Origin of the sequence: Paenibacillus sp. HJGM_3, from assembly GCF_045062745.1 — a bacterium.
GTDB lineage: Bacteria > Bacillota > Bacilli > Paenibacillales > NBRC-103111 > Paenibacillus_AA.
In genome coordinates, this window is record NZ_JBJGED010000035.1 from 64108 (window position 1) to 73902 (window position 9795).

Below are 9795 nucleotides of genomic sequence, written 5' to 3' on the forward strand. Positions count from 1 at the left end.
CGGTAGGGCCGTTGATAAGATGGGAGTAATAAAACCGACTTTTTTACTCGGAATAATGAATCGCACTTTGGGAGGGTACTATCGATGGCCAAGTTGGTACAAAGCATCACGCAATTGATTGGAGATACGCCTCTTGTTAAACTGAATCGGGTTGTCCCGGAGGACAGCGCGGAAATCTACGTGAAGCTCGAGTATCAGAATCCGGGCGCTAGCGTCAAGGACCGGATTGCCATCAGCATGATCGAGACGGCGGAGAAGGAAGGCAAGCTGAAACCAGGCGATACGATCATCGAGCCGACGAGCGGCAACACCGGGATCGGCCTCGCGATGGTCGCGGCGGCCAAAGGCTACAAGGCGATTCTCGTTATGCCGGAGACGATGAGCATCGAGCGCCGGAACTTGCTTCGCGCGTACGGGGCGCAGCTCATTCTGACCCCGGGACCGGAAGGCATGAAAGGCGCGATCAAGCGGGCGGAAGATCTCGCCGCGGAGAATCCTACGTACTTCATCCCGCAGCAGTTCAAGAACCAAGCGAACGTGAAGATCCACCTCGAGACCACCGGTCCGGAAATCGTGGAAGCGATCAAGGGGCATGACGGCAAGCTGGACGCATTCGTTGCCGGGATCGGCACAGGCGGCACGATTACGGGTGCAGGCTCCGTGCTGCGTGAGCACTTCCCGGATATCAAGATCTATGCGGTCGAGCCATCGGCATCTCCGGTTTTGGCGGGCGGCAAGCCGGGCCCGCACAAGATTCAGGGCATCGGAGCCGGGTTCGTGCCGGATATTCTGGATACCAAGATTTACAACGAGATTATTGCCGTCGATAACGAGGATGCATTCGAGACTTCCCGCCGTGTCGCGAAGGAAGAAGGCATTTTGGGTGGGATCTCCTCCGGAGCGGCAATCTTCGCTGCGCTGAAGGTGGCGAAGGAGCTGGGCAAAGGCAAGCGCGTCGTCGCGGTTGTTCCGAGCAATGGCGAACGTTACCTCAGCACGCCGCTGTATCAATTCGACGAATAAGGCAATATTCGGTATACTAGATAGCAATAGGATGAGCGCCCCTCACTGTGAGGGGCGTGTTTGATTTAGAGAAGAGGCAAGAGGCGAGCGGCGGGTGCGAGAGCGTGTGCATGTGCATGTGCGTGCGTGGGCGTGTGCCGGAGCCGACAGGAGGAGATTGAACTTGATCATCACCGCTTGGGAACAGTGGCAGTCGTGGGCCGGCGCTTACCCGCACCTGCCTTTCATCCGGAGCGTGCCCCTCGAGACGGACGGGCTAGCCACGTGGGAGCCGGCATGGACGGACGCCGACCCGTGCTCCTTCGTCTTGGAGAGCGGCAAGGGCGGCCGGTATACGATGCTCGGCCTGCGCACCGCCTCGACGATCCAGGGGAAGGGTCGCCGCGCCTGGGTGACGGAGTTCGAGCCGGCGGAGGCAGGCGAGGCCCGTGGACGGCGGCGCGGAGGCCGCGTGTACGAGCGGGAGGGCAACCCCCTCGACGTAGTGCGCGCCTGGCTCGCGCCGTACCGCTCGCCCCGCGTCCCCGGTGCGCCGAAGTTCGTAGGCGGCTGCGTCGGCTACTGGGGCTACGATGTCGCCCGTTCGATCGAGCGGCTCCCGCAGCTCGCCCATGATGACGGCAAGCTGCCGGATTATTATTGGATGCGGGTCGACGAGCTGTGGGTCGTCGACCGGGAGGCGCAGCGGCTGTATTGCTGCGCGCACATGGCTGTGCCGCCGCTCGACGCGCTAGACGCCGACTCGGCCGGCGCCGCGCTGCGGCGCCTGTACGAGCAGGCGGCCGTGTGCACCGAGCGGATGGCCGCGCTATGGCGCGCGCTGGAGGCGGCCGCCGCGCAGGATGACGCGCAGCGGCGCCGCCAGGCCCGCTACGCGGAAGCGCTGGCCGATCCGGCGCAGCTGCAAGTCGACGTCGATGCCATGAGCGGCAATCGACGGGCATTCTCCCGGGACGCGTATATCCACGCCGTCCGGGAAGTGCAGCGCTACATCGGCCAGGGCGATGTATTCCAGGTGAACCTGTCGGTCCGCCAGGAGCGGGACCTGCGGTCGACGCCGGAGGACCTGTACGAGTGGCTCCGCCTCGTGAATCCGTCCCCGTACATGGGGCTGCTGCGCTTCCCCGAGCTGGCCATCGTGTCCGGCTCGCCGGAGCTCCTCATCCGTCTCGTCGACGGCGTCGTGGAGACGCGGCCGATCGCGGGCACGCGGCCGCGCGGCGCCGACGCGACGGAGGACCTGCGGCTAGCGGACGAGCTCGTCGCGAACGAGAAGGAGCGGGCCGAGCACATCATGCTCGTCGACCTGCTGCGCAACGACCTGGGGCGCATCTCCCGGTACGGCACGGTGCGCGTGGACGAGTTCATGGCCATCGAGCACTATTCGCATGTGATGCACATCGTGTCGAATGTGCGCGGTGAGCTGGCCGAAGGCCACGACGCCTTCGCCGCCATCGCGGCGACGTTCCCCGGCGGGACGATCACGGGCGCGCCGAAGGTGCGTACGATGGAGATCATCGAGGAGCTGGAGCCGGTCCGGCGCGGACCGTATACCGGTTCGATCGGGTGGATTGACTATAACGGCAATATGGAATTAAATATAGTTATACGGACGCTTGTCGTCCGGGACGGTATTGGACAAGTTCAAGCCGGAGCGGGGATCGTCATCGATTCCGTGCCGGAGCGGGAATATATCGAGTCGCTCAACAAAGCGAAGGCGGTGTGGAGAGCGATCCAGTTTAGCGAGAGCATGATGGAGCAGAGGAGCTGAGCGCAGATGATCCTTGTGATCGACAATTATGATTCGTTTACCTATAACTTGGTGCAATATCTAGGCGAGCTGGGCGAGGAAGTGGTCGTCTACCGCAACGATCAGATCGACATGGCCGGCATTGAGAAGCTGCAGCCTTCGCATATTTTGATCTCCCCGGGGCCGTGCACGCCGAATGAAGCGGGCGTAAGCCTGGAGCTGATTGAGCATTTCAAGGGGAAGATTCCGATTCTGGGCGTCTGCCTGGGCCACCAGTCCATCGGCCAAGTGTTCGGCGGAGACGTCGTGCGCGCGGAGAAGCTGATGCACGGCAAGACTTCGGACATTTATCATGACGGCCGCGGCATCTTCGAGGGCCTCCCGTCCCCGTACACGGCGACCCGCTATCATTCGTTGATCGTGCGCCGGGACACGCTGCCGGATTGCCTGGAGATTTCGGCAGAGACCAAGGAAGGCGAGATTATGGGGTTGCGCCACAAGGAGTATCCGATCGAAGGGGTTCAGTTCCACCCCGAGTCGATCATTACGGATCACGGACACCAGCTGCTGCGCAACTTTCTCGCGATCGGCCGATGAAGCTGCTGCTGAACGGAGTACAGATGGAAGGGCAGGAAGCCGTGGTCTCGGTGTACGATCACGGTTTTTTGTATGGGATGGGGCTGTTCGAGACTTTCCGGACATATGGCGGGCGGCCGTTCCTGCTCGATCGTCACCTGCGGCGGTTGGCGGACGGCTGCCGCGAGCTGGGGATCGCCTATGAGCCGGATGAGGCCGTGATCCGCGGCCAAGTGGCGGAGCTGCTCGAGGCGAACGGTTTGGAGGAAGCCTACATTCGTTTCTCCGTCTCGGCGGGGGAGGAAGCGCTGGGATTGCCCGCCGGGGCCTACACCCGCCCGAATGTCGTGATGTATATGAAGGAGCTTCCGGTGCTACCGGCCGGCGCCCGGTTCAAGGGCAAGCCGCTTCAATTGCTTCAAGTCCTGCGCAATACGCCGGAGGGCGACATCCGATTAAAATCGTTTCACTATATGAATAATATAGGAGCAAAGCGGGAGCTGCTCGGCTATCCTTGGGCACAAGGGGCCGAAGGGCTTTTTTTGGATGGCCGGGGTTTCGCCGCGGAAGGGATCGTGAGCAATCTGTTCTTGGTCCGCCATGGCGTCCTCTGCACCCCACACTTGAATACGGGGATCTTGTCGGGCATTACCCGGGCGTTCGTCATGGAGCTTGCGTCCGGGATCGGGTTGCCCGTAGAGGAAGGCTGGTACCGGTGGGATGACGTGGTCGCGGCGGAAGAAGTATTCATAACCAATTCAATCCAAGAGCTGGTCCCGATCGACGTGCGTTATGACCGGACGGGCAAGGCGTTCCCTGTCGGAGAGGGAGCGGGAGAGGAAGAGGGAGCCGGACCTTGGACGCGCCGATTAATAGAAGCTTATCAGCGTTGCACTGCGGAGAGTGAAGGAGGGTCACGTTAATGCAACTGCCGCCATTATGGAAACCGGAGCAACCGGACTCGAATACGACGTCAAATATGCGAGGAGCGGATTCAACCGGTGTCGTTCCATGCAGGAATTTGTCGCTCGACTTGCGAAGCCGGACGCATATCATGGGTATTTTGAACGTGACCCCGGACTCGTTCTCGGACGGGGGCCGCTACACTTCGACTAGAACCGCGGTGGAGCGGGCGATGGAGATGGTACGGGAAGGCGCAGATCTCATCGACATCGGCGGGGAGTCGACGCGGCCGGGCGCCGAGCGTGTAACGCTTGAGGAGGAGCTTGCGCGCGTCGTGCCCGTCGTGAAGGCGCTTGTCGCCGAGGGGCTGCCGGTACCGATCTCCGTCGATACGTACAAGGCCGAGGTCGCCCGCCAAGCGATGGAAGCCGGGGCTCATATCGTGAACGACATCTGGGGTTTCCAGGGCGATCCGGGGTTGCAGCAAGTGGCGCTGGACTTCGGCTGCCCGGTCATTCTGATGCATAATCGGCGAGAAACGGCGTATGCCGACTTCATCCCGGACGTGCTCGACGATCTCCGACGGAGCGTGGACATCGCGCTTCAGGCGGGGGTACGGCCGGATCACATCATCCTGGACCCGGGTCTCGGTTTCGCCAAGACGATGGAGCACAATCTGCACCTGTTCTCGAATTTGCATCGCATCGCCGAGTTAGGGTACCCCGTCCTGCTGGGCGCCTCGCGGAAGAGCTTCATTCAGAAGACGCTCGGGCGGTCTGCCCAGGAAGTGCTGGAGGGCACGGCGGCCACGACCGCGTTAGGGATCGCCCAAGGTTGTTCGATCGTGCGCGTGCACGACGTCGCGGAGATGAAGCGGGTTGCGCTTATGACCGATGCTATTGTGAGAGGCGGGAAGTCGTATGGATAAGATCGTGTTGAACGGGATGCATTTTTACGGCTATCATGGGGTGTTTCCCGAAGAGAATAAGCTGGGGCAGCGGTTCTATACGGATGTCGAGCTCTCTCTGGACCTGTCCCAGGCCGGGCAGACGGATGACTTGGAAGCGACCGTCAACTATGCGGATGTGTACGAGCGGGTCAAGGCGATCGTCCAAGGTCCGCCGTTCCGCCTGATCGAGGCGCTGGCCGAAGCCATTGCATCCGATGTGCTGCATCAGTATACTAGGGTAAATGAAGTGGCGGTCCGGCTCACGAAGCCTCATCCGCCGTTTGACACTCATTTTGAAGGCGTGACGGTGCATATTACGAGAAAGCGGGCATGAGACGTGGACACAACAGGAGAGGCGCATCTGAACTATATTGCCTACATCGGGCTGGGCTCCAATATCGGGGAGCGGGACCGTCATTTGGCCGAGGCAAAGCGGCTTTTGCTGCAGCAGGCGGACACGGACCTGGCCGGGGAGTCCCCGTTGTATGAAACGGAGCCGGTGGGCTACGTAGATCAAGCCGCCTTTTTGAACCAAGTCCTTGCCGTCCGCACGGCCCTGCCGCCTCATGAGCTGCACCGACGGATGGCGGCCATCGAGCTGCAGCTCGGGCGAACCCGGGATATTCGCTGGGGGCCCCGCACGCTTGATCTGGATCTGCTCCTGGTGTACCCTGCTGATGGCGGAGCTCGTCTCGAGCTGGAGGCGCCCGAGCTGACGGTCCCTCACCCCCGGATGCGGGAGCGGGCCTTCGTTCTCATTCCTCTGCTGGATGTGATGACTCGCCTGCAGCCGGACGAAGCGGTTTCTTATGAGCGGCATCTGGATACACTGGAAGGAAAGGCAGGCGTCCGACCATGGAAAAGAACCAAATCGCCCAACGCGTAAGAGCATTTCGCAAACTCAAAGGCTTGACTCAAGACGAATTGGCTAAGCGTTTGGGCGTGTCCATTGCCATCCTGGGGGCGATTGAACGCGGCAGCCGCAAGGCGGAGCCTCGCATGCTGGCGCGTATTGCAGAAACCCTGAATATAGATCCGGTTGAATTGAATCCCGTGCTTGAGAAAGGAGAGGATCAATAATGTTGCAAATTGGGAACGTCACGGCCAAGAACAATGTCGTGCTGGCTCCTATGGCCGGCGTGTGCAACCCGGCGTTCCGGCTCATTGCCAAAGAATTCGGCTGCGGCCTCGTGTGTGCGGAAATGGTGAGCGATAAGGCGATCGTGCACGGCAACGAACGGACCAAGCAGATGCTGTTCGTCGACGAGCGCGAGAAGCCGCTCAGCCTGCAAATCTTCGGCGGCGATACCGAGACCCTGGTGGAAGCGGCGAAGGTGGTCGATCAGCAGACGAATGCCGACATTATCGATATTAACATGGGCTGCCCGGTGCCGAAGATTACGAAGTGCGATGCCGGAGCCCGGTGGCTGCTCGATCCTTCGCGTATCGAGCAGATGGTCACCCAAGTCGTCAAAGCGGTTCGCAAGCCGGTTACGGTGAAGATGCGGATCGGCTGGGACGACGATCACGTCTATGCCGTGCAGAACGCCAAGGCTGTGGAGAACGGCGGCGGTTCCGCGGTTAGCGTGCACGGGCGTACCCGGGTACAGATGTATACGGGGAAGGCGAACTGGGACATCATCCGTGACGTAAAATCCGCCGTGTCGATTCCTGTAATCGGCAATGGGGATGTGTTCACGCCGGAGGACGCCCGCCGCATGCTCGACCACACCGGCTGCGACGGCGTTATGATCGGCCGCGCCGCGCTCGGCAACCCGTGGATGCTGTACCGGACGATCCAATACTTGACGACCGGAGACCTGTTGCCGGAGCCGGACGCGCGGGAGAAGATGAAGATCGCCATCCTGCACCTGGACCGGCTCGTGGAGCTGAAGGGTGAGCACGTCGCGGTCAAGGAAATGCGCAAGCACATGGCTTGGTACCTGAAGGGCTTGCGCGACTCGGCTCGCGTCAAGGACGTCATCATGGAGCATACCCGCCGGGACCAAATGGTCTATACGCTTCAGGAATTTGTCGAACAAGGAGAGTCCGATTCCGAGACCGATTCCCCGGTTCTGGTTCATTAATCCGAGTGCGTCCGATGTCGAATTTGCCGCTTCCGACAAGGCTTCCGGGCATTTGTAAACGGGCGTTGGCTGCGATTGACATTTCCTACGGGGTGGACTATAATCATTCCAATAAGACGACCCCGCTTCCCGCAAACCATCGTTGAAGTCATCGAGGGCAGACATGGTTAATATATTAATTGAGTGAATTCATACGTCTTGGTACCACCCGAGTCCGAGTATGAAAATCTTCACATGACGGGAGATTTGTTAAGATGTCCGAGAAGGAAGTCATCCTCACCCAAGAGGGTTTGAAGAAGCTGGAAGAAGAACTCGAGCACCTGAAGTCCGTGAAGCGCCGCGAAGTGGCCGAGCGGATCAAGGTCGCGATCGGGTATGGAGATATTAGCGAGAACTCGGAATACGAGGACGCGAAGAACGAGCAAGCTTTCATCGAAGGGCGCATCATCACCCTGGAGAAGATGCTCCGCAACGCACGGATTATTAATAACGACGAGGTCGATACGGATACCGTAAGCGTAGGCTCGATCGTCACGTTGGAGGATCTCGAGTTCAACGAGAACGTGGAATACACGATCGTCGGCACGGCCGAGTCCGATCCGCTGTCGAACAAGATTTCGAATGAGAGCCCCGTAGGGAGAGCGCTGCTGGGCAAGAAAAAAGAATCCGTTGTAGATGTGCAAGTCCCGGCCGGCGTTATCAAATATAAGATTATCGATATTAAGAAGTAATGCCGTTAGAAAAAGCTTCCTTCGGGAGCTTTTTTGCGTAAAGGCTCGTATTTTGGGGGAAAATCGGTTAGGAGTGGAGTAACTTGAGTCAAGAGCTGGAATTGAATGAGAGTGAACTATTGCAGATTCGCCGGAATAAGCTGGACGAGCTGCGGGGGTTGGGGATCGATCCTTTCGGCGGAAAATATGAGCGGACGCATCATGCCAAGGCCATTCTCTCCGAGTACGACGGTCTGTCAACGGAAGAGCTGGATTCGAAGCATGCGGAGGTGTCCGTGGCGGGCCGGATCATGACGAAACGTCGGATGGGCAAAGCCAGCTTCGCGCATATTCAGGATTTGTCCGGCCAGATCCAGATCTACGTTCGGGAGGATGCGGTAGGCGAACTGGCGTACAAGGCGTTCGACATCCTCGATCTGGGCGATATCGTCGGCGTGAAGGGCGTTGTCTTCAAGACGAAGACTGGTGAGACCTCCATCAAGGTGCAAGAGCTTGAGGTGTTGTCCAAGTCTCTGTTCCCGCTGCCTGATAAGTTCCATGGCTTGAAGGACGTTGAGGTGCGCTATCGTCAGCGCTATGTGGATTTGATCGTGAACCCCGAGGTGCAAGAGACGTTCATTCTGCGTTCGCGGATTATTCAGGCGATGCGCCGTTATTTGGATGCCCATGGGTATCTCGAGGTGGAGACGCCTACGCTGCACAATGTGGCCGGCGGCGCGGCGGCCCGTCCGTTCATTACGCACCACAATGCGCTCGACATGCGGTTGCATATGCGGATCGCGATTGAGCTTCATTTGAAGCGGCTGATCGTCGGCGGGCTGGAGAAGGTGTACGAGATTGGCCGAGTGTACCGCAACGAAGGGGTATCGACACGCCATAATCCGGAATTTACGATGATTGAGCTGTATGAGGCGTATGCCGATTACTTGGATATTATGCGGCTCACGGAGAACCTGATTGCCCATCTGGCGCAGGAGCTGCTGGGCTCGACGGAGATTACGTATCAGGGACAAGCAGTCAGCTTGGCTACTCCCTGGCGCCGGGTGTCGATGGTTGACGCCGTTAAGGAAGCGACGGGCGTCGACTTCAGCCTCGATATTTCGGACGAGGAAGCGCACCGTTTGGCCAAAGAGCACAAGGTGCCGGTCGAGGCGAACATGACGGCGGGTCACATCCTGAATGCGTTCTTCGAGCATTTCGTCGAAGCTACGCTCATTCAGCCTACGTTTATTACCGGACATCCGGTGGCGATTTCGCCGCTGGCGAAGAAGAACGACCAAGATCCGCGGTTCACGGATCGGTTCGAGCTGTTCATCGTCGGGCGGGAGCATGCCAATGCGTTCACCGAGCTGAACGACCCGATCGACCAGCGGGAGCGTTTCGAGGCGCAGCTGCTGGAGCGAGAGCAAGGCAACGACGAGGCGCATGAGATGGATGAGGATTTCATTCGCGCGCTCGAGTACGGCATGCCGCCGACGGGCGGTTTGGGCATCGGGATCGACCGGTTGGTCATGCTGCTCACCGACTCGCCGTCGATTCGCGATGTGCTGCTGTTCCCGGCTATGCGGGATCGCGGGGCCGAGTAAACTTGCTGTTTGGTGTCCTGGACGTCCGGGCCGACGAATGGAATTTCGTGGCCTCGGGCGTTTTTTGGTCCCAGAAACTTGAAGATAAAAAAGACTTGCATTGGATCGATAGGATGTGCTATATTCATAAAGTCGCTGTTCGGACGGCAGTGCTGCCGACGACGACGGGATTGTTCCTTGAAAACTGAAC

11 protein-coding genes are annotated in these 9795 nt (G+C 59.5%); all 11 read left to right on the forward strand.

Going from position 1 to position 9795, the window contains the following annotated elements; translation table 11 throughout:
• Positions 1-84 precede the first annotated feature (84 nt).
• The 11 genes from cysK to lysS all read left to right on the forward strand — a co-directional run bounded on the left by cysK (position 85) and on the right by lysS (position 9605).
• A complete protein-coding gene (cysK, locus tag ACI5FR_RS29020) occupies positions 85-1023 on the forward strand; it encodes a cysteine synthase A (protein WP_405461008.1) in 939 nt (312 codons plus the stop codon).
• Positions 1024-1186: 163 nt separating this feature from the next.
• On the forward strand, positions 1187-2794 hold the full coding sequence (locus tag ACI5FR_RS29025; RefSeq protein WP_405461010.1) for an anthranilate synthase component I family protein: 1608 nt from the start codon (positions 1187-1189) through the stop codon (positions 2792-2794).
• 6 nt (positions 2795-2800) lie between these two features.
• Complete coding sequence (gene pabA, locus ACI5FR_RS29030; protein WP_405461012.1) at positions 2801-3370, forward strand: aminodeoxychorismate/anthranilate synthase component II; 570 nt, start codon at positions 2801-2803, stop codon at positions 3368-3370.
• On the forward strand, positions 3367-4272 hold the full coding sequence (locus tag ACI5FR_RS29035; RefSeq protein WP_405461014.1) for an aminotransferase class IV: 906 nt from the start codon (positions 3367-3369) through the stop codon (positions 4270-4272). The genes pabA and ACI5FR_RS29035 overlap by 4 nt, the downstream gene beginning before the upstream one ends.
• Positions 4273-4328: 56 nt before the next feature.
• Positions 4329-5180 carry a dihydropteroate synthase gene (gene folP, locus ACI5FR_RS29040; protein ID WP_405461028.1) on the forward strand — a complete coding sequence of 284 codons (852 nt, stop codon included), beginning with the start codon at positions 4329-4331 and terminating at the stop codon, positions 5178-5180.
• On the forward strand, positions 5173-5535 hold the full coding sequence (folB, locus tag ACI5FR_RS29045; protein WP_405461016.1) for a dihydroneopterin aldolase: 363 nt from the start codon (positions 5173-5175) through the stop codon (positions 5533-5535). The genes folP and folB overlap by 8 nt, the downstream gene beginning before the upstream one ends.
• Positions 5536-5538: 3 nt before the next feature.
• Positions 5539-6087: a 2-amino-4-hydroxy-6-hydroxymethyldihydropteridine diphosphokinase gene (gene folK, locus ACI5FR_RS29050; RefSeq protein WP_405461017.1), complete on the forward strand. Its 549-nt coding sequence runs from the start codon at positions 5539-5541 to the stop codon at positions 6085-6087.
• Positions 6057-6281: a helix-turn-helix domain-containing protein gene (locus ACI5FR_RS29055; RefSeq protein ID WP_405461019.1), complete on the forward strand. Its 225-nt coding sequence runs from the start codon at positions 6057-6059 to the stop codon at positions 6279-6281. The genes folK and ACI5FR_RS29055 overlap by 31 nt, the downstream gene beginning before the upstream one ends.
• Complete coding sequence (dusB, locus tag ACI5FR_RS29060; protein ID WP_405461020.1) at positions 6281-7288, forward strand: tRNA dihydrouridine synthase DusB; 1008 nt, start codon at positions 6281-6283, stop codon at positions 7286-7288. The genes ACI5FR_RS29055 and dusB overlap by 1 nt, the downstream gene beginning before the upstream one ends.
• A gap of 254 nt (positions 7289-7542) precedes the next feature.
• Positions 7543-8019: a transcription elongation factor GreA gene (greA, locus tag ACI5FR_RS29065; protein ID WP_405461021.1), complete on the forward strand. Its 477-nt coding sequence runs from the start codon at positions 7543-7545 to the stop codon at positions 8017-8019.
• Positions 8020-8102: 83 nt separating this feature from the next.
• Entirely contained in the window at positions 8103-9605 is a 1503-nt protein-coding gene (lysS, locus tag ACI5FR_RS29070) for a lysine--tRNA ligase (RefSeq protein ID WP_405461023.1), read from the forward strand.
• Positions 9606-9795 lie beyond the last annotated feature (190 nt).

What these genes read in the sequence shown, in the direction of transcription:
- cysK (WP_405461008.1), top strand. Translation starts at nt 85, where the DNA reads ATGGCCAAGTTGGTACAAAGCATCACGCAATTGATTGGAGATACGCCT.
- ACI5FR_RS29035 (WP_405461014.1), top strand. Translation starts at nt 3,367, where the DNA reads ATGAAGCTGCTGCTGAACGGAGTACAGATGGAAGGGCAGGAAGCCGTG.
- dusB (WP_405461020.1), top strand. Translation starts at nt 6,281, where the DNA reads ATGTTGCAAATTGGGAACGTCACGGCCAAGAACAATGTCGTGCTGGCT.
- ACI5FR_RS29055 (WP_405461019.1), top strand. Translation starts at nt 6,057, where the DNA reads ATGGAAAAGAACCAAATCGCCCAACGCGTAAGAGCATTTCGCAAACTC.
- pabA (WP_405461012.1), top strand. Translation starts at nt 2,801, where the DNA reads ATGATCCTTGTGATCGACAATTATGATTCGTTTACCTATAACTTGGTG.
- greA (WP_405461021.1), top strand. Translation starts at nt 7,543, where the DNA reads ATGTCCGAGAAGGAAGTCATCCTCACCCAAGAGGGTTTGAAGAAGCTG.
- folB (WP_405461016.1), top strand. Translation starts at nt 5,173, where the DNA reads ATGGATAAGATCGTGTTGAACGGGATGCATTTTTACGGCTATCATGGG.
- folP (WP_405461028.1), top strand. Translation starts at nt 4,329, where the DNA reads ATGCGAGGAGCGGATTCAACCGGTGTCGTTCCATGCAGGAATTTGTCG.